20 protein-coding genes and 1 other RNA gene are annotated in these 22,525 nt (G+C 60.7%); 20 read left to right on the forward strand and 1 reads right to left on the reverse strand.

The features are described 5' to 3' along the window. Positions 1-144: 144 nt before the first annotated feature. The 3 genes from minC to minE all read left to right on the forward strand — a co-directional run bounded on the left by minC (position 145) and on the right by minE (position 2,128). Entirely contained in the window at positions 145-906 is a 762-nt protein-coding gene (gene minC, locus D3878_RS20560; protein ID WP_119787172.1) for a septum site-determining protein MinC, read from the forward strand. 141 nt (positions 907-1,047) lie between these two features. After that, positions 1,048-1,863, forward strand: a complete 816-nt coding sequence (gene minD, locus D3878_RS20565) for a septum site-determining protein MinD (RefSeq protein WP_119787173.1) — start codon at positions 1,048-1,050, stop codon at positions 1,861-1,863. 1 nt (position 1,864) lies between these two features. Beyond that, positions 1,865-2,128: a cell division topological specificity factor MinE gene (gene minE / locus D3878_RS20570; protein ID WP_119787174.1), complete on the forward strand. Its 264-nt coding sequence runs from the start codon at positions 1,865-1,867 to the stop codon at positions 2,126-2,128. Positions 2,129-2,173: 45 nt separating this feature from the next. Here minE and cls read toward each other — a convergent pair whose 3' ends face one another. After that, positions 2,174-3,469, reverse strand: coding sequence for a cardiolipin synthase (cls, locus tag D3878_RS20575; protein ID WP_420799552.1), 1,296 nt, complete (start codon positions 3,467-3,469; stop codon positions 2,174-2,176). Positions 3,470-3,559: 90 nt separating this feature from the next. On the opposite strand from cls, the gene rnpB reads away from it, so the two are divergent. The 17 genes from rnpB (at position 3,560) to D3878_RS20660 (ending at position 22,508) form a co-directional block, all read left to right on the forward strand. Beyond that, positions 3,560-3,911, forward strand: an RNA gene (rnpB, locus tag D3878_RS20580) — RNase P RNA component class A. Between the two features lie 508 nt (positions 3,912-4,419). Beyond that, a complete protein-coding gene (gene mraZ, locus D3878_RS20585) occupies positions 4,420-4,848 on the forward strand; it encodes a division/cell wall cluster transcriptional repressor MraZ (protein ID WP_119787175.1) in 429 nt (142 codons plus the stop codon). Positions 4,849-4,854: 6 nt separating this feature from the next. Continuing rightward, positions 4,855-5,823 carry a 16S rRNA (cytosine(1402)-N(4))-methyltransferase RsmH gene (gene rsmH, locus D3878_RS20590; protein WP_119787176.1) on the forward strand — a complete coding sequence of 323 codons (969 nt, stop codon included), beginning with the start codon at positions 4,855-4,857 and terminating at the stop codon, positions 5,821-5,823. Beyond that, positions 5,820-6,092 (forward strand): cell division protein FtsL, encoded by a 273-nt coding sequence (ftsL, locus tag D3878_RS20595; RefSeq protein ID WP_119787177.1) that lies wholly within the window; start codon positions 5,820-5,822, stop codon positions 6,090-6,092. The genes rsmH and ftsL overlap by 4 nt, the downstream gene beginning before the upstream one ends. After that, positions 6,089-7,867, forward strand: a complete 1,779-nt coding sequence (locus D3878_RS20600) for a peptidoglycan D,D-transpeptidase FtsI family protein (RefSeq protein WP_233556408.1) — start codon at positions 6,089-6,091, stop codon at positions 7,865-7,867. The genes ftsL and D3878_RS20600 overlap by 4 nt, the downstream gene beginning before the upstream one ends. Then, entirely contained in the window at positions 7,867-9,402 is a 1,536-nt protein-coding gene (locus D3878_RS20605; protein WP_119787178.1) for a UDP-N-acetylmuramoyl-L-alanyl-D-glutamate--2,6-diaminopimelate ligase, read from the forward strand. Before D3878_RS20600 ends, D3878_RS20605 begins: the two co-directional genes overlap by 1 nt. Continuing rightward, positions 9,402-10,760 carry a UDP-N-acetylmuramoyl-tripeptide--D-alanyl-D-alanine ligase gene (locus D3878_RS20610; RefSeq protein ID WP_119788050.1) on the forward strand — a complete coding sequence of 453 codons (1,359 nt, stop codon included), beginning with the start codon at positions 9,402-9,404 and terminating at the stop codon, positions 10,758-10,760. Before D3878_RS20605 ends, D3878_RS20610 begins: the two co-directional genes overlap by 1 nt. Positions 10,761-10,849: 89 nt before the next feature. Further along, positions 10,850-12,019, forward strand: a complete 1,170-nt coding sequence (mraY, locus tag D3878_RS20615) for a phospho-N-acetylmuramoyl-pentapeptide-transferase (protein ID WP_119787179.1) — start codon at positions 10,850-10,852, stop codon at positions 12,017-12,019. 21 nt (positions 12,020-12,040) lie between these two features. Beyond that, positions 12,041-13,540 (forward strand): UDP-N-acetylmuramoyl-L-alanine--D-glutamate ligase, encoded by a 1,500-nt coding sequence (gene murD / locus D3878_RS20620; protein ID WP_119787180.1) that lies wholly within the window; start codon positions 12,041-12,043, stop codon positions 13,538-13,540. Next, entirely contained in the window at positions 13,537-14,742 is a 1,206-nt protein-coding gene (gene ftsW, locus D3878_RS20625; protein ID WP_119787181.1) for a putative lipid II flippase FtsW, read from the forward strand. The genes murD and ftsW overlap by 4 nt, the downstream gene beginning before the upstream one ends. Before the next feature lie 100 nt (positions 14,743-14,842). Continuing rightward, positions 14,843-15,910: an undecaprenyldiphospho-muramoylpentapeptide beta-N-acetylglucosaminyltransferase gene (murG, locus tag D3878_RS20630; RefSeq protein WP_119787182.1), complete on the forward strand. Its 1,068-nt coding sequence runs from the start codon at positions 14,843-14,845 to the stop codon at positions 15,908-15,910. 13 nt (positions 15,911-15,923) lie between these two features. Then, positions 15,924-17,324 carry a UDP-N-acetylmuramate--L-alanine ligase gene (murC, locus tag D3878_RS20635; RefSeq protein WP_119787183.1) on the forward strand — a complete coding sequence of 467 codons (1,401 nt, stop codon included), beginning with the start codon at positions 15,924-15,926 and terminating at the stop codon, positions 17,322-17,324. 21 nt (positions 17,325-17,345) lie between these two features. Continuing rightward, complete coding sequence (locus D3878_RS20640; protein ID WP_119787184.1) at positions 17,346-18,332, forward strand: D-alanine--D-alanine ligase; 987 nt, start codon at positions 17,346-17,348, stop codon at positions 18,330-18,332. 18 nt (positions 18,333-18,350) lie between these two features. Continuing rightward, positions 18,351-19,112, forward strand: coding sequence for a cell division protein FtsQ/DivIB (locus tag D3878_RS20645; protein ID WP_119787185.1), 762 nt, complete (start codon positions 18,351-18,353; stop codon positions 19,110-19,112). Position 19,113: 1 nt separating this feature from the next. Next, positions 19,114-20,346 (forward strand): cell division protein FtsA, encoded by a 1,233-nt coding sequence (gene ftsA / locus D3878_RS20650; protein WP_119787186.1) that lies wholly within the window; start codon positions 19,114-19,116, stop codon positions 20,344-20,346. 225 nt (positions 20,347-20,571) lie between these two features. Further along, positions 20,572-21,768, forward strand: coding sequence for a cell division protein FtsZ (gene ftsZ / locus D3878_RS20655; protein WP_119787187.1), 1,197 nt, complete (start codon positions 20,572-20,574; stop codon positions 21,766-21,768). A gap of 233 nt (positions 21,769-22,001) precedes the next feature. After that, entirely contained in the window at positions 22,002-22,508 is a 507-nt protein-coding gene (locus D3878_RS20660; RefSeq protein ID WP_119787188.1) for a peroxiredoxin, read from the forward strand. Positions 22,509-22,525: the final 17 nt, after the last annotated feature.

Below are 22,525 nucleotides of genomic sequence, written 5' to 3' on the forward strand. Positions count from 1 at the left end.
CCGTGTGGACGGAATCGCGACAGCAAGGAGTTTTCTTGCCCAATTGCGAAACTTGTCCCTATACTTGCCAGCCGCACTTCTATTGTGTTTTGTCAGTATTCGCCGCCACGCTATCGCATTTTCCGTTTTTTGAGTCTCGTTTTCATGTCAAAAATTCAATCTCGCAAGCCCGTCGAAATCAAGATTTCCACTGTTGTGGCAGTCTCGGTCATCCTGCATGAAATCGAACTACCCTTGCTGAGCCAGGCGATGGACGAGATGACAGGGGGCGCCGCCGATTATTTCGACGATGAGTTTGCCGTCATCGATGTCGGTGCCATTGACCTGAGCGGCAAGTTGGTGGACTGGCCGGCGCTGGTGGTCTTGCTGAAGTCCTATCGCCTGAACCCGGTGGCCGTCCGTAACGCTGCGCCCGAGTTGGCGCCGGAGATCATTGCCGCCGGCCTGAGCCTGGATGTGCTGGCGCCCGCGCCGCGGACGGCGGAGCCGGATGTCACGCCGCCGCCCGTAGAGCCGGTGGCCACGGCGGCGCCGGCCGCTGTTACCGTGCCGGCCGCACCGCCGGCTGCGCATACCCTGATCATCGACACTCCGGTGCGCGCCGGCCAGCGCGTCTATGCGCGTGGCGCCGACCTGGTGGTGACGGCGATCGTCAATGCCGGCGCCGAGCTGATTGCCGACGGCAGCATCCACGTCTATGCCCCGCTGCGCGGACGCGCGCTGGCCGGTGCTTCCGGTAATACCGCCGCGCGCATCTTTGCATTGAACATGGAAGCCGAGCTGGTTTCGATCGCCGGCATCTATAGCACCTTCGAGAATGGTTTCGCCGCCAATGTCTTCCACCATCCGGTGCAAGTGCGGCTGGAAGGCGACAAGATCGAACTGGTGCCGGTCAATCCGAATTAAAATTGCAATTTATTAATCATTTGGCGACGGCAAATTGTTTTTACCTTGCCTTGATCAGTTGAGGACAGAGTACCGCTTCGCTTAATTCTGTCTCGCAAGGAAAAATACGCTTTCCCGCAATATTTATAAAAGGAGCTTTTCGTGGCAAAGATTATCGTGGTGACATCGGGCAAGGGGGGCGTCGGCAAGACCACCTCGAGCGCCAGCTTTTCTTCCGGCCTGGCTCTGCGCGGCCACAAGACCGCCGTGCTGGACTTCGACGTCGGCTTGCGCAACCTCGACCTGATCATGGGCTGCGAGCGTCGCGTGGTGTATGACATGGTCAATGTCCTCAACAATGAAGCCACGCTGAACCAGGCGCTGATCAAGGACAAGCACTGCGAAAACCTGTTTGTGCTGCCGGCGTCCCAAACCCGTGACAAGGATGCCTTGACCGAGGAAGGCGTCGAGCGCGTCCTCAACGACCTGGTGGCGATGGGCTTCGAATATATCGTCTGCGATTCGCCCGCCGGCATCGAGCGCGGCGCGGTGATGGCGCTGACCTTCGCCGACGAAGCCGTGGTGGTGACCAATCCGGAAGTGTCGTCGGTGCGCGATTCCGACCGCATTCTCGGCATCATCCAGGCCAAGTCGCGCCGCGCCCGCAACGGCGGCGAACCGGTCAAGGAACACCTGCTGATCACCCGCTATGTGCCCAAGCGCGTCGAGGCAGGGGAAATGCTGTCATACACCGACGTCCAGGAAATCCTGCGCATTCCGCTGCTGGGCATCATCCCGGAATCGGAATCGGTGCTGCATGCCTCCAACCAGGGCAACCCGGCGATCCACATCGCTGGCAGCGATGTGGCGCTAGCCTATCAGGACGTGGTGGCGCGCTTCCTCGGCGAGGAAGTGCCGCTGCGCTTTGCCGATTATGAGAAGCCTGGCCTGCTCAAGCGTATTTTCGGAGGCAAGTGACATGGCGCTCCTTTCCTTCCTGTTCAATACCAAGCCAAAATCGGCCGCTGCCGCCAAGGAAAGGCTGCAGATCATCATCGCGCATGAGCGCAATGACCGCGATGCCCCGGATTTCCTGCCAGCGTTGCGGCAGGAATTGATTGCGGTGATTTCCAAGTACACCAAGGTCAGCCATGAGGACATCAAGATCTCGCTGGATCGCCAGGGTAATCTGGAAGTGCTGGATGTGAATGTAATATTGCCTGACGCAGTGTCGGCCAGGTAATTCGGCCTTGCCGTGACGCATGCCTGCCTCTCAAGCCTGCATGCGTCATAGCAGCGGCGCTGCCAGCGCCAGCGTATGTTCGACAATTTTTTCCAGGAGTGGCCGGGCTTGCCATTGCGCCAGCGTGATGTGGTGCGATTGCTGCAAGTCTTGCCGGAAAATGGCGATTTGCTGCTGCGCAAAATCTTCATTATAGATATTCAGGTTGGCTTCGTCATTGAGCCTGAACGAGCGGTCGTCGAAATTGGTGGAGCCGACCGATACCAGCAATTCATCCACGATCATTACCTTGCAGTGGAACATGGTCGGTTGGTACTCAAAAATTTCCACGCCCGCCTCCAGCAGCTTGCCCCATTGTCCGCGTGAGGCGCGGCGCACGATATCGGTATCGATGTGTTTTCCTGGTGTAATGATCTGCACTTTGACGCCGCGCCCGACGGCATCGATCAGCGCCTGCAGTACCAGTTCGTCCGGGACGAAATAAGAGCTCGACAGATAAATTGATTTTTTGGCTGCGGTAATCGCCAGCAGGTACATCAGCTCCATGCTTTCGCTGCCACCGGACGGTGAGCTGGAAAACATTTGCGCCGCACTGTCGCCCGCCGGCTGCTGCATCGGGAAATAGTCGGCGCCGTGCAATACCTTGCCAGTGGTTTGCATCCAGTTGTCCATGACGACCGCCTGCATCTGCGTCACCACCGGCCCTTCGACGCGAAAGTGCGAATCGCGCCAGTGATCGGGGTCCTGCGCATTGCCAGTCCATTTGTCGGCAATGCCGACGCCGCCGGTAAAGCCGATGGCGCCGTCCACCACCAGCAGCTTGCGATGGGTGCGGTTATTGATGCGGCTGATGTTATACCAGCGCAGCGGCCGGTATTTCAGCACTTCCACGCCTGCCTGCCGCATCTCGTCGATTTGCGCATCTTCCATCTTGCTGCTGCCGACCCAGTCCAGCAGCACATGCACCTTGACGCCGGCGCGGGCACGCTCGGCCAGCGCATCGGCAAATTGCCGGCCAATGTCGCCGGACCAGTAAATATAGGTTTCGAAGGTAATGGTTTGCTTTGCGGCGCGAATCGCTTCCAGCATCGCAGGGAAAATCCCATCGCCATTGACAAGCACTTCCACGCGGTTGCCTGGCACGATGGTCGGCCCCAGCATGACGCCCATCGTGCGCTGGAACTGCGGGTCATGCACCGTATACAGATGTGGAATGTCGCGCCGTATCTTCTTTTCACCCAGCGTGAAATTCGTCACGATGAACATGACGATCAACGTGGCAAGGACGCTGGCAAGGATAAGGAACATTTTGCTTTTGGCGGAACGCTGCTGCCACGTCATGATGGAGTGCCTGCTGAATGCCTCCCCGCACACTATCCCAGGACAAGCCTGACAAGGTTGGCATGTATCAATTGCGGTACAATCACGCCTGAAGCAAGCCAGACAGCCGCTGGCCGGCGGCATTCATGTCGCTGGCGGGAGGAAGGTCCGGACTCCACAGAGCAGGGTGACGGTTAACGGCCGTCCGCTGAAAGCCGCAAGCCTTTGGCTTCGGTATAAGGCGAGGAACAGGGCCACAGAGACGAGCGTATTCAGTTACGGTGAAACGCGGTAACCTCCACCTGGAGCAATTCCAAATAGGCACGCGTTGATGTTGCTCGCGGAGCGTGCGGGTAGGAAGCTTGAGCCGTGGAGTAATTCACGGCCTAGAGGAATGGCTGTCATAGCCGGCGGGGCAACTCGTCGGCCGTAACAGAATCCGGCCTATCGGCTTGCTTCATTTTTGCCGTGCGTCATGTCATCAGCACGCGTCGACACCAGGTTCCCCCTTCTTTTTCTTCCGACATACATTTCCATTGGGAACCTGATTTCAGTTACGCGGTCTCAAGCGACGCAGAACAAGCGACACAATGCTTACGGACTGAGCGCCTCGGAACGCCTGCGCAGGCGTTTTTGCAGATTATTTCCCTTCGGAATTTCTCCCATTAGAGTTGTTGTAATTATAAACACATGTGTTTATCTGAGAGCCTACTTTCATAGTTCTCGATAAGTACTTCATTTTTCTAGAAAAATCTCTAAAGATGCAATTCAAGGAAGTACGCTAAGTGTTTGACTGGAAAGAAAAAAAGTTCATTTCGTGTCCTGAATATTACTTGACCGCAAAAATTCCATCCTCTAAAGTGGGTGCAAGTGTCAAAAAGTGTATTTTTGTGGGGGGGCATTTCGCTCCATAGCGCGCCGCAAAATACTTTCCAGTTTCGCAGTAACAACAAAAAGTGAGGGTTTTCTCAGTGTTCCAGGGTGCGTCAGCCTTGAATCTCGATGCCAAGGGCCGGATGTCGATTCCGGCCCGGCATCGTGACGTCCTGTCGCTGCAATGCGAGGGCCGCATCACCCTGACCAAGCACCCGCATGGCTGCCTGCTGCTGTTTCCGCGTCCGGTATGGGAGCAGCACCGCGAACAGATCGCCGGCTGGCCGATGTCGGCGCGCGCCTGGCAACGCATTTTCCTGGGTAATGCCTCCGATGTCGAAATGGATACTGCCGGTCGCATCCTGATCGCGCCCGAATTGCGCAGCGCCGCCGGTTTGTCGCGCGACGTCATGGTGCTGGGGATGGGGAGCCACTTCGAGGTCTGGGATGCGGCCAAGCTGGCCGAAAGCGAGGCCGAGGCGATTGCCAAGGGCATGCCTGACGTGTTGAATGATTTTTCCTTCTAGCCCGCGATGACTTCTGATCAAGCGGTGCCAGAGTTCCAGCACCGTACAGTGTTGCTGGAAGAAGCAGTGGATGCACTGGATATTGCCGGCGCGCGCGCTGATGGCTGGTATGTGGACGGTACTTTCGGACGCGGCGGCCATAGTCGCCTGATCCTCGAGCGGCTCGCCCCGGCAGGGCGCTTGCTGGCATTTGACAAGGATTTGCAGGCGATCGCGGCGGCGCAATCGATCGCCGATCCGCGCTTTGGGGTGGTGCATGGCAGTTTCGCCGGCATGCACGAAGCGCTGGCGCAACGCGGCGTGTTGCAGGTGCAAGGGGTGTTGCTGGACCTGGGTATCTCCTCGCCGCAAGTCGATGATGCGGCGCGGGGTTTCAGTTTTCGCGGTGATGGTCCGCTCGACATGCGCATGGATACCACGCGCGGCATGTCGGCGGCAGAGTGGCTGGCCACCGAAGACGAACGAATTATCGAGAAAGTGATACGGGATTATGGGGAAGAACGGTTTGCTTTTCAGATTGCAAAGGCGATTGCTGCTCGCCGGGCAATCGAGCCAATTTCAGGCACACGACAGCTTGCCGAGATCGTGGCACACGCCGTCAAAACCCGCGAGAAGGGCAAGGACCCGGCAACTCGCACCTTTCAGGCTATCCGGATTTTCATCAATAAAGAGCTTGAAGAACTCGAAATAGGACTGGAGCAGGCGTTCCAGCTGTTGGCGCCGGGGGGGAGAATGGCTGTGATCAGCTTTCATTCGCTGGAGGATCGCATCGTCAAACAGTTCATGGCCGGCAAGGCACGACTGCCGCAGCCCGACCGCCGCCTGCCGATTCGCGCCGTCGATTTGCCGCAGCCGCTATTGAAACTGCTGGGCAAAGCGAAACCTTCCGACGCCGAGATTGCCGCCAATCCACGTGCGCGTTCTGCCGTGCTGCGCGTGGCGGAACGCCTGTCGCCTGCCGGGGAGCGCGCATGAGCGGCCGCCTGAGCCTGGGGCTGACCGTGATGCTGGTCGTGTGCGCACTGGCGCTGGTCAATGCACAGTACAAGTCGCGCCAGCTGTTCATCGAGCTGGAGCGCGCCCAAGCCGCCGCCAGGCAACTTGATATTGAATGGGCGCAGCTGCAACTGGACCAGTCGACGCTCGGCAAGCATGCCCGTATCGAAGCCAATGCCCGGCGCGACCTCGCCATGGTGGCGCTGACGCCGGCGCGCGCGCAATACCTGACGGCGGGGGCTCGGTGAGGCGGCCCTCGCTGCGTTCCGGTAGCGGCGCCAGGGTGGCGGCTTCCAAGGGCCTGCCTTTTTCCGCCAGTCCGGTGCTGGCGGTGAAGCTGCCGGCCTGGCGCTCACGTCTCGTGCTGTTCTTCCTGTTTGCCGCGTTTGCCGCCCTGATCGGCCGGGCGCTCTGGCTGCAGGGGATTTCCAACGAATTCCTGCAAAAGCAGGGCGCATACCGCTACGCCCGCACCCTCGAATTGCCGGCGACGCGCGGCAAGATCACCGACCGCAGTGGCCAGGTGCTGGCATCGTCGGTGCCGGTCAAGGCGATCTGGGCGATTCCCGAGGACGTCGCCGATGCGCCGCAAGACAAGCTGCGCATGCTGGCGCGCCTGCTGGAAATGAGCGAGCGCGATCTGAAAACCAAGCTTGATTCCGACCGCAGCTTCGTCTATCTCAAGCGCCAAGTCGAAATGGATATCGCCGACCAGATCGTCAAGCTCGGCATCGGCGGCATTTATACGCGCAAGGAATACAAGCGCTTCTATCCGCAGGGCGAAGTGATGGCGCATATCGTCGGCTTCACCAATGTCGAGGATGTCGGCCAGGAAGGCATCGAACTGGCGGCGCAGAAAGACCTGGCCGGTATCACCGGTAGCCGGCGTGTCATCAAGGACCGGCTCGGGCGCATCGTCGAGGATATCGAGGCAATCCGCGAACCACATGACGGCAAGGATCTGGCGCTGTCGGTCGACAGCAAGATCCAGTACATCGCTTTCACGCAGTTGAAGGAGGCGGTCGAGAAGTTTAGCGCCAAGGCAGCCGGCATCGTGGTGCTGGATGTGAAGACCGGCGAGGTGCTGGCACTGGCCAACATGCCGACCTATAACCCGAACCAGCGTTCCGGCCTGACCGGTGCGCAATTGCGCAACCGCGTGCTGACCGACACCTTCGAGCCAGGCTCGTCCATGAAAGCATTTTCGGTGGCGCTGGCACTCGAACGTCGCCTGGTAACGCCGGCGACTCAGATCCAGACTGCGCCGGGACGCATGACGATCGGTTCGGCGACGATTGGCGACGCCCATGCGCATGGCATCCTCACTGTATCGGAAGTGATCCAGAAATCCTCCAACATCGGCACTGCCAAGCTGGCGCTGCAGATGCCGGCGCAGGAAATGTGGGAAATGTTTACCACGCTGGGCTTTGGCCAGCAGCCACGCTTTGGCTTCCCCGGCGCGGTAGCTGGCCGGGTGCGGCCCTACAAGTCCTGGCGTCCGATCGAGCAGGCCACCATGAGCTATGGCCACGGCATGTCGGTGTCGCTGTTGCAGCTGGCGCGCTCCTATCTGGTTTTCGCCCGCGACGGCGATATCATTCCGCTGTCGTTCCACAAGATTGCCGATATGCCCGCCAGCCAGCGCGTGTTCAGCGAAAAAACCGCGCACGAAATGCGCGCCATGCTGGAGTCCGTAACCCAGCCAGGTGGCACCGCGACCCAGGCACAGGTGCCCGGCTACCGCGTCGCCGGCAAGACTGGCACTGCGCACAAGCTGGTGAACGGCCGCTATGCCAACAAATACATCGCATCTTTCGTTGGCTTCGCACCGGTTTCTGACCCGCGCATCGTGATCGCCGTGATGGTTGACGAGCCAACTTCCAAATCCTATTACGGCGGCGCCGTTGCGGCACCCGTATTCGCAGCGGTGGCGGCAAATGCCCTGCGGTCGCTGAATGTCTCGCCGGATTCCACCGTGACCGACATTATCGTTCCGCCGGAATCGCTCAGGGAGAGCCTGTGATGACCAGTCCGACACCGCTCCTGGACCAGATCGTGGCATGGCTGCAGGCGACCGCGCCGGCGGCGCAACTTGTCGCCGATTCGCGTGCCATTACTGCGGGCGACGTGTTTTTCGCTTATCCTGGCGAGGCTGCCGATGGCCGTCGTTTCATTGCGCAGGCCATCGCCGCCGGCGCCGCCGCGGTCGTGTACGAAGCAGAAGAATTTGAGTGGGATGGTAACTGGACCGTGCCGCAGCTGGCGGTCGCCGGCCTGAAATACCTGGCGGGCGAAATCGCCAGCGGTTTCTACGGCCAGCCCGAGCGCGACATGTTCGTGGTGGCGGTGACCGGCACCAACGGCAAGACTTCCTGCACCCAATGGCTCGGCGCCGCGTTGTCGCGTCTGGGTACGCCCACCGGCGTGGTCGGTACGCTCGGCACCGGTATTTACCGGGGCGGGGCGGCGCTCGACTTCGCTGTCACTGGTAACACAACGCCGGATGCCCTGCTGCTGCAAGCCAGCCTGAAGCAGATGCGCGAGGAGGGTGCCAGCGCGCTGGCGATCGAGGCATCCTCGATTGGCCTGTTGCAGCGGCGCATGGCCGGCATGCATGTGGACGTGGCGGTATTTACCAATCTCACGCGCGACCATCTCGATTACCACGGCGATATGGCGGCCTACGAGGCGTCCAAGGCCGCGCTGTTTGACTGGCCGGGATTGCAGCATGCTGTCATCAATCTGGATGACGAAATGGGCATGCGCCTGGTGCAGCGCCTGCGGGGCAATGCTTCACCTGCCACCCTGATCGGTTACAGTATCAGTGGCAAGACGGCAGCTGACGTGGCAGTACTGCAGGCCGAGCAGATCCGTACCAGCCATGCCGGCACCACGTTTGCGCTGAGTTCGCCGTTCGGCTCGGCACAGGTGAAAATCCAGCTGGTGGGACATTTTAATGTCAGCAACGTGCTGGCGATCATCGCGACCTTGCTGGCCAGGGGCGTGGAATGGCGCTTGGCGATTACCACGGTGGAAGCTTTGACGGCAGTGCCGGGGCGCATGCAGCAACTCGGCGGCCAGGATGCGCCGCTGGTGGTCATCGATTATGCGCATACGCCGGATGCGCTGGAAAAAACCCTGGCGGCGCTGCGGCCAATCGCGCAGGAACGCCATGGCGCTTTATGGTGCGTGTTCGGTTGCGGCGGCGACCGCGATCCGGGCAAGCGCCCGCAGATGGGCAAGGTGTCATTGCTGGCCGACCATGTGGTCGTCACCAGCGACAATCCGCGCAGCGAGGCGCCGGCGGACATCATTGCACAAATCATGCAAGGAATGGAAGGTTTGGAAAACATGAAACACACGCCGCTGGCGATCGAAGATCGCGCCGGCGCCATCCTGTGGGCGGTCAAGCACGCGGAAAAAAATGACGTGATCCTGCTGGCCGGCAAGGGCCATGAGACCATGCAAGAAATAAAGGGCCGGAAGCTGCCATTCCTGGACGCCGACCATGCGGCGCTGGCCCTGGCCACGCGCGCCATGCAGGGAGGAGGCTCATGATGCACGGAAAACTGGCGCAATTGCAGCCGCATCTGGCGAAAGCCCGTCTGACGCAGGATGCTGCCTTTACTGGCGTGTCCACCGACAGCCGTAGCGTTGCCGCAGGCAAGCTGTTTGTGGCGCTCAAGGGCGAGCGTTTCGATGCCCACGATTATCTGGAACAAGTCGCGGCGCAAGGCGCGGCTGCAGTGTTGGTTGAACGGGTGCCGGCCGGCTTTTCGCTGCCGGCCCTGGTGGTGCCGGATACGCGTGCCGCGCTCGGTGAAATGGCCGCCTGGTGGCGCCGGCAGTTCGTGTTGCCGGTCATCGGCGTCACCGGCAGCAATGGCAAGACCACGGTCAAGGAAATGATCGCCGCCATCCTGGCGGCAGCCCATGGCGCGGAACATATTCTGGCAACGCGCGGCAACCTGAACAACGACATTGGCGTGCCGCTGACGGTGTTCCGGCTGGACGCGAATTGTCGCGCCGCGGTCATCGAACTGGGCATGAACCATCCGGGCGAAATCGCCGTACTGACGGCGATCGCGCAACCGCTGGTCGGTCTGGTCAACAATGCACAGCGCGAGCACCAGGAATTCATGGCCAGCGTGGCGGCGGTGGCCGAGGAAAACGGCGCGGTGATCCGCGGCTTGCCGGCCGACGGTATCGCGGTGTTTCCGGCGGACGATCCATTCACGCCGCTGTGGCGCGGCTATGCCGGCGGCCGTCGCGTACTGGGCTTCGGTTTCAATCCAGAGGCCGAGGTGCGCGGCGAATACACGCCGAATGCTTTCGGCAGCGACATCAGGATCACGGCGGGAGCGCAACAGTTCAGCGTCAAGCTGGCGGCGGCCGGCGAACACAATGTCAGGAATGCCCTGGCGGCGGCGGCTTGCGCGCTGGCCATTGGCATCGATGGCGAGACGGTCAGGCGCGGGCTGGAAGCGTTCGCGCCGGTCGACGGTCGCCTGCAAAGAAAAACCGCCGTCAATGGCGCGCTGGTGATCGACGACACTTACAACGCCAACCCGGATTCGGTGCGCGCCGCCATCGACGTGCTGGCGCAGGCGCCGGCGCCGCGCCTGCTGGTGCTGGGCGATATGGGCGAGGTTGGCGACCAGGGGCTGCAGTTTCATCAGGAAGTGGGCGCCTATGCTGCCGCGCGCGGCATTGAACGCCTGCTGACCCTGGGCGAGATGGCGCGTGATGCCAGCGCCGCGTTCGGTCCGGGTGCCACGCATTTCGACAATATAGAAGAAATCAATCATGCCGCAGCAGCGGGCCTTGCGCCCAATGCCACCGTATTGGTCAAGGGATCGCGCTTCATGAAGATGGAGCGCGTGGTTACACATCTGGTTTCGGGAATTGCGGGATAGTGTTTTACGAATTGGGGACAGAGTTAAGCGCAGCGGTACTCTGTCCTCAACTGATTAGCAAATTTTAAGATTTTAGGAAACGCATTAGCATGTTGCTCTGGTTAGCACAATATTTTCAACAAGACATCGGCACTTTCCGTGTCTTCAATTTCATCACCTTCCGCGCGGTGTTCGCCACGCTGACGGCGCTGGCGATCGGCCTGTTCTCGGGACCGGCGGTGATCCGTACGCTGGCACGTCTGAAAGTCGGTCAGGCGGTGCGCACCGATGGCCCGCAAACCCATCTGATCAAGAGCGGCACGCCGACCATGGGTGGTGCCCTGATCCTGATCGCCATTGGCGTCTCGGTGCTGCTGTGGGCCGACTGGAGCAATCGCTTCATCTGGCCGGTGCTGATCGTCACGCTCGGTTTTGGCGCGATCGGCTGGGTCGACGATTACCGCAAGGTTGTCTACAAGGACCCGAACGGCATGCGCTCGAAGGAAAAGTATTTCTGGCAATCGCTGATCGGTCTTGCGGCAGCGCTGTACCTGGCGTTCTCGGTGTCGGCGCCGAGCAATAGCGGCGTGTGGGAACTGTTTCTCGCCTGGGTGCAGTCTGGTTTCAGCATGGACCTGCCGCCCAAGGCTGACCTGATCGTGCCTTTCTTCAAGACCATCAGCTACCCGCTGGGGGTATGGGGTTTCATCGCATTGACGTATTTCGTCATTGTCGGCACCAGTAACGCGGTCAATCTGACCGATGGCCTGGATGGTCTGGCGATCATGCCCACCGTAATGGTGGGAAGCGCGCTCGGCCTGTTCGCCTACCTGACCGGTAGCGTCACTTATGCCAAATACCTGCTGATTCCGCATATCCCCGGCGCCGGCGAATTGCTGATCTTTTGTGGTGCGATGGCGGGCGCCGGACTGGCTTTCCTCTGGTTCAATGCGCATCCGGCGCAAGTGTTCATGGGCGACGTCGGCGCGCTGGCGCTGGGCGGCGCGCTGGGCACCATTGCGGTGATCGTGCGCCAGGAAATCGTTCTGTTCATCATGGGCGGCATCTTCGTGGTCGAAACCTTGTCAGTGATGGCGCAAGTGATGTACTTCAAGTTCACCAAGAAGCGTTACGGCGTCGGCCGGCGCATCCTGCTGATGGCGCCGCTGCACCATCACTATGAACAAAAGGGCTGGAAGGAAACTCAGGTGGTGGTGCGTTTCTGGATCATCACCATGATGCTGGTGTTGTTTGGATTGTCTACTTTGAAGTTGCGATAAGTCGGGTTAAAGGTTAAATAAGTGGATTACCAAGGCAAACATGTTCTGGTACTGGGGCTCGGCGAATCGGGCCTGGCGATGGCGCTGTGGCTGGCACGCTGCGGCGCCTCGGTGCGTGTTGCCGATACGCGGGCGACGCCGGAGCGTCTGCCGGAACTGCAGGAAAAAATTTCGGCGGCAGAATTTGTCGCCGGCCCCTTCGGCGTCAGCCTGCTGGAGGGTATCGACTTCGTGGCGCTGAGTCCGGGGCTGGCGCCGGGACGGGAACTGGCCGAAATCGCGCCGGCAGCCGCCGAGCGCAATATTCCGCTGTGGGGCGAGATCGAGCTGTTCGCCCAGGCGCTGGCAGCACTCAAGGACGAACATGGTTATGCGCCGAAGGTCATCGCGATCACGGGCACCAATGGCAAGACCACCGTCACCAGCTTGACCGGCCTGCTGTGCCGGCGCGCCGGCCTCACTGTGCAAGTCGCCGGCAACATCAGCCCGGCCGCGCTCGATGTATTGCGCGCCGCGCTTGATGGCGACAACCTGCCGCAGGCCTGGGTACTGGAGTTGTCAAGTTTTCAGTTGCACAGCACTTTCAGCCTGCAGGCAGATGCCGCGACTGTGTTGAATGTTACGCAAGACCATCTCGACTGGCATGGCGACATGCAAGCCTATGCTGCCGACAAGGCAAAAATCTTTGGCGTCAGCACCGTACGCGTACTCAATCGTGACGATGCCTGGGTGATGCGCATGTCATCCCCGGCAGGTGTGCAATGCAGTTTCGGCGCGAACGAGCCGGACCAGGCAAACAGTTTCGGCCTGGTCGAGGAAAGCGGCATGCAATGGCTGGCGATGGCGGAAGCGGCCGAGGAAGGCCAGAAAAAGCGCCGCAAGAAGGGCAGCGATGAAGAACTGCCCGTGACGGTAAAGCGCCTGATGCCGGCCGATGCATTGAAAATCCGCGGCCGTCACAATGCCATGAACGCGCTGGCCGCGCTGGCTTTGTGCCGCGCCATCGACTTGCCGCTGGCGCAGCTATTGCATGGCTTGCGCGAGTATACCGGCGAGCCGCACCGGGTTGAGCCGGTGAGCTGCATCGGCGGCGTCGACTATTACGATGACAGCAAGGGTACCAATGTCGGCGCCACTGTGGCTGCATTGAATGGGCTGGGTTCCGACATGTCCGGTTCCAGCAGGAAGCTGGTATTGATTGCCGGCGGCGATGGCAAAGGGCAGGAATTCTCGCCGCTGGCCGAGCCGGTTGCAAGGTATGTGCGCGCGGTGCTGTTGATCGGCAAGGACGCCGGCGCCATTCGTGCCGCCCTGGCCGAGACCGGCGTGGCGCTGGACGAATGCAGCAGCCTGGAACAAGCCACGCAACGCGCCGCTCAGCTGGCGCAGCCGGGCGACGCCGTGCTGCTGTCGCCGGCTTGCGCCAGCCTCGATATGTTCAGGAATTATGCGCATCGCGCCCAGGTATTCATCGATGCGGTGCGCGATATCGCGGCTGGGCGCGGTGAGGTACTCGCATGAAATTCGCCATGCCATTCTTTTCCGGCGCAACGGCGCAACCGGTTCCCGGCATGGCGCAACGCTCCAGGATGATGGAGTACGACCAGCCGCTGGTCTGGGTGGTCGTGCTGCTGATGTTGTTTGGCATGGTGATGGTGTATTCGGCTTCGATCTCGCTGCCGGATTCGAGAAAATATGCGAACTACACAAACCATCATTTTCTGGCGAGGCAGGCGACCTTCATCAGCGTGTCGATGGTGGCTGCCTTGTTCGCCTTCCGGGTGCGCATCGAGACATGGCAAAAGTTGGCGCCCTACCTGTTCGTTGGCGTATTGATCCTGCTGGTGCTGGTGCTGGTGCCCGGCTTGGGCAAGGGCGTCAACGGCGCCAAGCGTTGGCTGTCGTTCAAGGTGTTCAACCTGCAGCCTTCGGAACTGATGAAGCTGGTGGTCGTGCTGTATGCGGCTGACTACACGGTGCGCAAGCAGGAATACATGCACAAGCTGACCAAGGGCTTTTTGCCGATGATGGGCGCGGTCGCCTTTGTCGGCTTGCTGCTCTTGCTGGAGCCAGACCTGGGCGCCCTGGGCGTGATCGTCTGCATCGCCATGGGCATCCTGTTTTTGGGCGGCATCAACGGTGTCTGGTTCGGCGGCATCGCCGCCACTCTGGTCGGTATCTTCACCATGGTGATCATGCTGTCGCCGTGGCGACGCGAAAGAATTTTTGCTTACCTCAATCCATGGGAAGAGGCAAACGCGCTGGGCAAGGCCTACCAGCTATCGCATTCGTTGATCGCTTTCGGCCGCGGCGAATGGTTTGGCGTGGGACTCGGCGGCAGCGTTGAAAAGCTGCACTACCTGCCGGAAGCGCATACGGATTTCTTGTTGGCTGTCATCGGCGAGGAGCTCGGATTCGTTGGTGTGCTGGTGGTGGTGGCGATGTTTTACTGGATCGTCAAGCGCGCATTCGAGATTGGCCGCCACGCCATCGCCGTGGACCAGACCTTTGCCGGATTGACGGCCAAGGGCATCGGCATCTGGATCGGCGTGCAGGCCTTCATCAACATGGGCGTGAACCTGGGCTTGCTGCCGACCAAGGGACTGACCTTGCCGCTGATGAGTTATGGCGGCTCGGGCGTGCTGATCAACTGCGTCGGTCTGGCGATCCTGTTGCGGATCGATTATGAAAACAGGGTCCTCATGCGCGGAGGCCGCGTATGAGGACCCTGTTTCGGCGCAGGCTAACTTTGCGCAGCAAAGTTAAAGGAGCGCAAGCGACTGGCCGGAGGCAAAACGCCTTGAATACTATAGGAGGTCGCGTATGAAGCGCCTGTTGATCATGGCGGCCGGCACCGGCGGGCATATTTTCCCCGGGCTGGCGATTGCGCAGACCATGCGCGAGCGCGGCTGGCAAGTGACGTGGCTTGGCACCGCGCACGGCATGGAGCGCGAGCTGGTGCCGCAGCGGGGCATCGCGATGGATACGATTGATTTTGCCGGCCTGCGCGGCAAGGGCTGGCAACATACATTGTCGGGCGCCTGGAAAATGGCGGCAAGCTTCGTGGCCTGTTTTCGCATCATCGGACGCAGACAGCCGGACGTGGTGCTGGGCATGGGCGGTTACGTGACTGTGCCGGGCGGCCTGATGGCAAGGCTGCGCGGGGTGCCTCTGGTGCTGGTCAACGCCGATGCCGCCCTGCTGTTGTCGAACAAGGCGCTGAGCGGCGCCGCGCAACGCGTATTGTTTGGCTTTCCGGCGGATTTCGGCAAGGCTGGGACAAAGGCGCTGGTGACCGGCAACCCGGTGCGTGGCGAAATCCTCGCACTGGCGGCGCCCGCCGAGCGTTTTGCCGGACGCAGCGGCCCGCTGCGCATCTTGATCGTCGGCGGCAGCCTGGGCGCGCGGGTATTGAACGAATGCGTGCCGCAGGCGCTGGCTGCCATGCCGGCGGCAACGCGACCGCAGGTGGTGCACCAGTCTGGCAGGCAGCATATCGATGCCTTGCGTGCGGCGTATGCGGCGGCGGAAGTGCAGGCGGAAGTGTTGCCCTTCATCGACGACATGGCGCGCCGTTACGCCGAGGCGGATCTGGTGATCTGCCGCGCCGGCGCCATCACGGTGTCGGAGCTGACGGCAGCCGGTGTGGCCAGCGTGCTGGTGCCGTTGCTGGCATCGACCACCACGCACCAGCGCGACAACGCCAGCTGGATGGCGGGGCAGAAAGCCGCCATTCATCTGCCGCAGAGCGAACTGAACCCGGACAGCCTGGCGCAGTTGTTGCGGAAACTGACTCGGGAGGACTGCCTGGTCATGGCCAAGGCAGCCCATGAAAACGGCCGGCGCGATGCCAATCAGGCGATTGCGCGGGTCCTGGAACAAGTAGCATGAATAGCAGGTACGAATGAAACACAAGGTTAAAAACATCCATTTTGTCGGCATCGGCGGCTCTGGTATGAGCGGCATTGCAGAGGTGCTGCTCAACCTCGGCTATACCGTGTCCGGCTCGGATCTCGGCAGTAACGCCGTCACCCAGCGCCTGGCTGGACTTGGCGCCAGGGTAGTGCAGGGACATGCGCCGGAAAACATCGGCGAGGCGGACGCAGTCGTCACCTCTACGGCAGTCAAGGCCGACAACCCGGAAGTGGTCGCGGCTCGCGAAAGGCGTATTCCCATCGTGCCGCGTGCGGTGATGCTGGCCGAGTTGATGCGCCTGAAGCAGGGCATCGCAATTGCCGGCACCCATGGCAAGACCACCACCACCAGCCTGGTGGCCAGCGTGCTGGCCGAAGGTGGACTGGACCCGACCTTTGTGATCGGCGGGCGCCTGACCAGCGCCGGCGCCAATGCCAAGCTGGGCTCCGGCGAATTCCTGGTGGCCGAGGCCGATGAGTCTGATGCTTCTTTCCTGAATCTGTCGCCATGCATCGAGGTCATTACCAATATCGATGCCGACCACATGGAAACCTACAACCACGATTTCGGCAAGCTGAAACAGGCATTCGTCGATTTCACCCAGCGCCTGCCGTTCTATGGCATTGCCATGCTGTGCCTCGACGACCCGCATGTGCGCGAAATCATGCCGCAGATTTCCAAGCCTGTCGTCACCTATGGCTTTCATGAGGAAGCGCAGGTGCGGGCGGTGGATGCCCGTGCTGTCAACAGCCACATGGAATTCACGGTGCTGCAGGAGGATTACGCGCCCCTGCATGTGCGCCTGAACCAGCCGGGCATGCACAATGTGCAAAACGCCTGCGCCGCGATTGCGATCGCGCGTGAACTGGGCGTCGATGACGCTGCCACGCAAAAGGCGCTGGCTGAATTCCATGGTGTCGGCCGGCGTTTCACCCGTCACGGCAAGATCGCGATCCCGGCGACGGAAGGAAGTGGGGGCGGTACGTTCACGCTGGTCGATGATTATGGCCACCATCCGGTGGAAACTGCCGCCACGCTGGCTGCGGCGCGCGGCGCTTATCCGGGGCAGCGCCTGGTACTGGCATTCCAGCCGCATCGTTATACCCGTACCCGCGACCTGTTCGAGGATTTCGTCAAGGTCTTGTCGAGTGTGGATGCGCTGGTGCTGGCCGAAGTGTATGCCGCCGGCGAACAGCCCATCATCGCCGCTGACGGGCGGGCGCTGGCACATGCCTTGCGTGTGCGGGGCAAGGTTGATCCGGTGTTTGTGGAAAACATCGTCGACATGCCGGCCACTATCCTGAGCCTGGTGCGGGACGGCGATGTAGTGGTTACGATGGGGGCGGGTTCGATCAGCGGCGTGCCGGGCAAGCTTGCGCAAGGCGCTTGAGCGAACGGGAGCAAAATGAATATGGGTAAACAGGACATGAGCAGGGAATTCGGTAAAGTAGGCGTTCTTTATGGCGGTCGCTCGGCCGAGCGCGAAGTGTCGCTGATGTCGGGCGCCGGCGTGCTGCAGGCTTTGCGCAACCAGGGCGTCGATGCGCACGGTTTCGATACGGGGCTGTGCAGCCTGTCGGAACTGGCGGCGGAAAAATTCGATCGTGTGTTCATCGCCTTGCATGGCCGTTACGGCGAGGATGGCAGCCTGCAGGGGGCGCTGGAACAACTGGGCATTCCATACACGGGCTCAGGGGTGATGGCATCGGCAATCGCCATGGACAAGGTGATGACCAAGCGTATCTGGCTGTCCCACGGCTTGCCCACGCCGCGTTTCGCGGCGTTCGACGCCCAGGCCACGCCGGCAGAGGAGTTGCACCGGACCGCAAGCGAGCTGGGCCTGCCGCTGATGCTGAAAGCGCCGCACGAAGGCTCGACCATCGGCATCAGCAAGGTCAACAGCGCAGCCGACCTGGAAGCCGGCTTTGCCCTGTGCGCGAAATACGATGAAGTGGTGCTGGCCGAGGAATTCATCAGCGGGCGCGAGCTGACCGTGCCGGTACTGGGCAAGGGACGCACGGCGAGGGCTTTGCCGATCGTCGAAATCCGCGCACCGCAGGGTAATTACGACTACCAGAACAAGTATTTCAGCGACGATACCCAGTACCTGTGCCCGGCCCCGCTGGACGTGGAACTGACGCAAACAATCCAGGCGCTGGCAGTGCGCGCATTCAATGCAGTGGGTTGCTCGGGCTGGGCACGTGTTGATTTCATGCTGCGCGCCACCGACAATGCGCCTTATCTGCTGGAGCTGAATTCTTCGCCTGGCATGACTGGGCATTCGCTGGTACCGATGTCGGCGAAGGCGTCTGGTGTCAGCTATGAAGAATTGTGCGTCGAGATCCTGCGCTCGGCGGCGCTGGAACTGCATCAGTCGCAGGACTGGAAACCGGAATAAGGGCATTGCGCAAGCGCCATGTGGAACGACGTCAAAATGTTGAATGCGGCAGCCGGCGCCTTGCTGGGACTGTTCGTGCTCGCATTGCTGGGCGGTGGCCTGTGGTGGCTGGCACAGAGGCCGATGTTCACCTTGAAGGAGATCCGCATCGAAGGCGCGGGAGCGGAGTTGCGGCGGGTGAATGCCTCGACCGTCAGGACCACGGCGCTGCCGCGCATCAAGGGCAATTTTTTCAGCGTCGATCTGAATGCCGTGCGTACGGCTTTCGAGGCTGTCCCCTGGGTGCGCAAGGCTGCTGTGCGGCGCGAATGGCCGAACCGCCTGGTGGTGACGCTGGAGGAGCATCTGCCGCTGGGAACCTGGGGTCAGGAGGGCCGCCTGCTGTCGGTGCAGGGCGAGGTATTCGTCGCCAACCTGGCAGAAGCGGAGGAAGACGGCAATTTACCGGAATTTTCCGGGCCGGACGGCAGCGAGAGGGAAGTGCTGATGCGCTACCGCGAGTTGCTGGCATGGTTTGCGCCGGTGAGCCTGGCGCCGGATGCGGTGCAGCTGTCCGGGCGCTATGCATGGACGGTGAAGCTGGACAATGGCATGACGGTGGAGCTGGGGCGCGAGCAGTCCAGCACTACCTTGAAGGAGCGTGTCGCGCGGCTGGTTGCGGTTTATCCGCAACTGGCGGCACGGCTGCAGGACCGGATCGAAAACGTCGATATGCGCTATCCGAACGGCATGGCATTAAAGGCGGGTGGTCTGGCATTGGGAATGGGGAAAACGAAATAACATGACAAAAGACGCAAAAAATCTGATCGTCGGTCTCGATATCGGCACTTCCAAGGTGGTGGCGGTCGTTGCCGAAGTGCTGCCCAATGGCCGGCATGAGGTGATCGGCCTTGGCCAGCATGAATCCAAAGGCCTTAAAAAAGGCGTCGTGGTCAATATCGAAGCCACTATCGAGTCGATCCAGCGCGCGCTTGAAGAAGCCGAGCTGATGGCCGATTGCAAGATCAGGAATGTCTTCACCGGCATTGCCGGCAGCCATATCCGCAGCTTCAATTCCAGCGGCATGGTGGCGATCAAGGACAAGGAGGTCACCGCCACCGACATTGCGCGCGTGATCGAGACCGCCAAGGCGGTCAACATCCCCACCGACCAGCAGCTTCTACATACGGTGCCGCAGGAATTCATTGTCGATAGCCAGGAAGACGTCCGCGAGCCGATCGGCATGAGCGGAATCCGCCTGGAAGTGAAGGTGCATATCGTCACCGGCGCAGTATCTGCTGTGCAGAATATCGTCAAGTGCGTGCGCCGTTGCGGCCTCGAAGTGTCCGACCTGATCCTGCAGCCCATGGCTTCGGCCGATGCGGTGCTGACGCCCGACGAGAAGGAGCTGGGCGTGGTGCTGGTGGATATCGGCGGCGGCACCACCGATGTGGCGATCTTCACCGAAGGCGCGATTCGCCACACTGCCGTGATCCCGATCGCCGGCGACCAGATCACCAATGACATTGCCATGGCCTTGCGCACGCCGACCGCAGAAGCCGAGGAAATCAAGCTGCGCTTTGGCGTTGCCAAGCAGGTGCTGGCCGATCCAAACGAGACGCTGGAGGTCCCTGGCCTGGGCGACCGTGGTTCGCGCACGTTGTCGCGCCAGGCGCTGGCGGCGGTGATCGAGCCGCGCGTCGAGGAATTGTTCGCGCTGGTGCACCAGGTGGTCCGCGAATCCGGCTACGAGGAAGTATTGTCGTCGGGCGTCGTGCTGACCGGCGGCACGACAATGATGCCGGGCATGGTGGAAATGGCCGAGGATATTTTTCTCAAGCCGACCCGCCTTGGGATGCCTGAATACAGTGGCCAGTTGGCCGACGTGGTGCGCAGCCCGCGTTATGCCACCGTGCTGGGCCTGCTGCTGGAAGCGAAGAAGCAATACCTGCGAGGCCATATCGTCAGCCGCCAGGATGGTTCGGCAAAGGCGATCTGGCAGCGCATGAAGGAATGGTTTTTGGGTAACTTCTAGCAAATTGGGGACAGCGTTCCTGCTATTGCGGGACAGAGTTAAGCGAAGCGGTACTCTGTCCTCAACTGAATATAACTAAATAGATTTTTTGGTTTTGTTATTTGCAGCGGTATTTTCGCAGTAGTTTTTTATTTTTATGTAACCACCCGCAGTTAGCAGTTGCTAGGCGCCACACCGCGTGGTGCCTAACGACTGAAAACTGCATACTAATGATAGGGAGTCATCATGGAAATCGATATGCTGGACAATGCATCTTTGGGTACAGTGATCAAGGTCGTGGGGGTCGGCGGTGCCGGCGGCAATGCCGTCCAACACATGATCAACAAGGGTGTGAGCGGCGTGGAATTCATCGCTGCCAATACCGATGCACAGGCGCTGGCGCAATCCAAGGCGCATAACGTCATCCAGATCGGTGAAACCGGCCTGGGCGCAGGCATGAAGCCGGAAGTCGGCCGCCAGCTGGCGGAAGATTCGCGTACCCGTATCGAGGATGCCTTGCGCGGCGCGCACATGGTGTTCATCGCCGCAGGCATGGGCGGCGGCACCGGCACCGGCGCTGCACCTATCGTGGCACAGGTTGCCAAGGAGCAGGGCGCCCTGACCGTGGCGGTGGTTTCCAAGCCGTTCTCCTACGAGGGCAAGAAGTGCATGGAAATCGCCGACGAAGGCCTGGAAGCGCTGAGCCAGCACGTCGATTCCCTGATCGTGATCCTCAACGAGAAGCTCGAAGAGATCTATGAAGACGACAGCATGATCGAATGGCTGCAGCATGCCGACGACGTGCTGAACAATGCCGTGGCCGGAATCGCCGAAATCATCAATGTGCCGGGCCACATCAACGTCGACTTCAACGACGTCAAGACCATCATGGGCGAGCAGGGCAAGGCCATGATGGGCACCGCCACCGCGTCCGGCATCGATCGTGCGCGCATCGCCGCCGAGCAGGCTGTGGCATCGCCGCTGCTGGACGGCATTGATCTGTCCGGCGCGCGCGGCGTGCTGGTGAATGTTACCGCCAGCCGTGGCCTGAAGGGCAAGGAAATCAAGGAAGTGATGGCGACCGTGCGCGCATTTGCCGCACCCGACGCCTCGATTGCCCAGGGCATTGCCTACGATGACACGATGGGCGACGATATCCGCGTCACCGTGGTGGCCACGGGACTGGGCCGCGCGCGCAAGAACGTGCAACTGGTACAAACGCCGATGCTGCGTACCGGTACGCACAACGAGCCGATCGCTGCCATGGGCGGCAACCAGCTTGGCACCGGCATGGCGCAATCAGCCGCGCCTGCTTTTGAAGGATTGAAGGCGCCAGCGGTGTGGCGTCACAATTCCTCGGCGTCGGAAACCGTGCGTGCGCTGGAAAAGAATGGCATGGAAACCTACGATATTCCTGCCTTCCTGCGCAAACAAGCCGACTGATTCCTTGTTCTGCAGGAATCTGCAGAACAAGGCATACTGAGGTTCCAACGCGTTGCGGGACAGCGTATTTTCCGTTGCGGGATAGAGTTAAGCGAAGCGGTACTCTGTCCCCAGCTGATTAAGGTGAAAGCGGTACTCTGTCCCCAACTGATTAACGTCAAAGCGGTACTCTGCCGCCAACATTCTAGAAGCGCGCTACCCGCCGGTGGCGCGGTTTTTTTTAAAGGATTCTCATGACCATCCAGATCGGTGACCGTTTGCCCGCAGGTGAGCTGCGTGAATTTATTGAAGTCGAATCCGAGGGCTGCTCCCTTGGTCCCAACAAATTCAACGTTGGCGATCTGGCAGCGGGCAAGAAGATTGCGATTTTCGCCGTGCCCGGCGCATTTACCCCGACATGTTCGGAAAAGCATGCGCCCGGCTATATCCAGCATGCAGCCGATTTCAAGGCCCTCGGCGTGGATGAAATCTGGTGCATCGCCGTCAACGATCCTTTCGTGATGGGCGCGTGGGGACGCGAACTGAAGGCCACCGGCCTGGTGCGTATGCTGTCCGATGGTAATGCTGAATTCACCAAGGCGCTCGGCCTGGATGCGGATTTCAGCAAGGGTGGCCTGGGTACGCGCTCGCAGCGTTATTCGATGCTGGTCGAAGATGGCGTCGTGCGGCAATTGAACGCCGAACAAGCCGGCAAATTTGAAGCGTCGGATGCGGAAACCTTGCTGAAGCAACTGGGATAATTTTCGTTACAATAAAA

It is taken from the genome of Noviherbaspirillum sedimenti (assembly GCF_003590835.1).
In the GTDB taxonomy this organism is placed as follows: domain Bacteria; phylum Pseudomonadota; class Gammaproteobacteria; order Burkholderiales; family Burkholderiaceae_D; genus Paucimonas; species Paucimonas sedimenti.

Bases quoted from the DNA above. Each gene is read 5' to 3' on its own strand.
- murG (WP_119787182.1), top strand. From the start codon at position 14,843: ATGAAGCGCCTGTTGATCATGGCGGCCGGCACCGGCGGGCATATTTTC.
- ftsL (WP_119787177.1), top strand. From the start codon at position 5,820: ATGAGCGGCCGCCTGAGCCTGGGGCTGACCGTGATGCTGGTCGTGTGC.
- minC (WP_119787172.1), top strand. From the start codon at position 145: ATGTCAAAAATTCAATCTCGCAAGCCCGTCGAAATCAAGATTTCCACT.
- D3878_RS20660 (WP_119787188.1), top strand. From the start codon at position 22,002: ATGACCATCCAGATCGGTGACCGTTTGCCCGCAGGTGAGCTGCGTGAA.
- D3878_RS20610 (WP_119788050.1), top strand. From the start codon at position 9,402: ATGCACGGAAAACTGGCGCAATTGCAGCCGCATCTGGCGAAAGCCCGT.
- minE (WP_119787174.1), top strand. From the start codon at position 1,865: ATGGCGCTCCTTTCCTTCCTGTTCAATACCAAGCCAAAATCGGCCGCT.
- ftsA (WP_119787186.1), top strand. From the start codon at position 19,114: ATGACAAAAGACGCAAAAAATCTGATCGTCGGTCTCGATATCGGCACT.
- murC (WP_119787183.1), top strand. From the start codon at position 15,924: ATGAAACACAAGGTTAAAAACATCCATTTTGTCGGCATCGGCGGCTCT.
- ftsZ (WP_119787187.1), top strand. From the start codon at position 20,572: ATGGAAATCGATATGCTGGACAATGCATCTTTGGGTACAGTGATCAAG.
- D3878_RS20645 (WP_119787185.1), top strand. From the start codon at position 18,351: ATGTGGAACGACGTCAAAATGTTGAATGCGGCAGCCGGCGCCTTGCTG.
- rsmH (WP_119787176.1), top strand. From the start codon at position 4,855: ATGACTTCTGATCAAGCGGTGCCAGAGTTCCAGCACCGTACAGTGTTG.
- D3878_RS20605 (WP_119787178.1), top strand. From the start codon at position 7,867: ATGACCAGTCCGACACCGCTCCTGGACCAGATCGTGGCATGGCTGCAG.
- D3878_RS20640 (WP_119787184.1), top strand. From the start codon at position 17,346: ATGGGTAAACAGGACATGAGCAGGGAATTCGGTAAAGTAGGCGTTCTT.
- mraY (WP_119787179.1), top strand. From the start codon at position 10,850: ATGTTGCTCTGGTTAGCACAATATTTTCAACAAGACATCGGCACTTTC.
- ftsW (WP_119787181.1), top strand. From the start codon at position 13,537: ATGAAATTCGCCATGCCATTCTTTTCCGGCGCAACGGCGCAACCGGTT.
- cls (WP_420799552.1), bottom strand. From the start codon at position 3,469: ATGACGTGGCAGCAGCGTTCCGCCAAAAGCAAAATGTTCCTTATCCTT.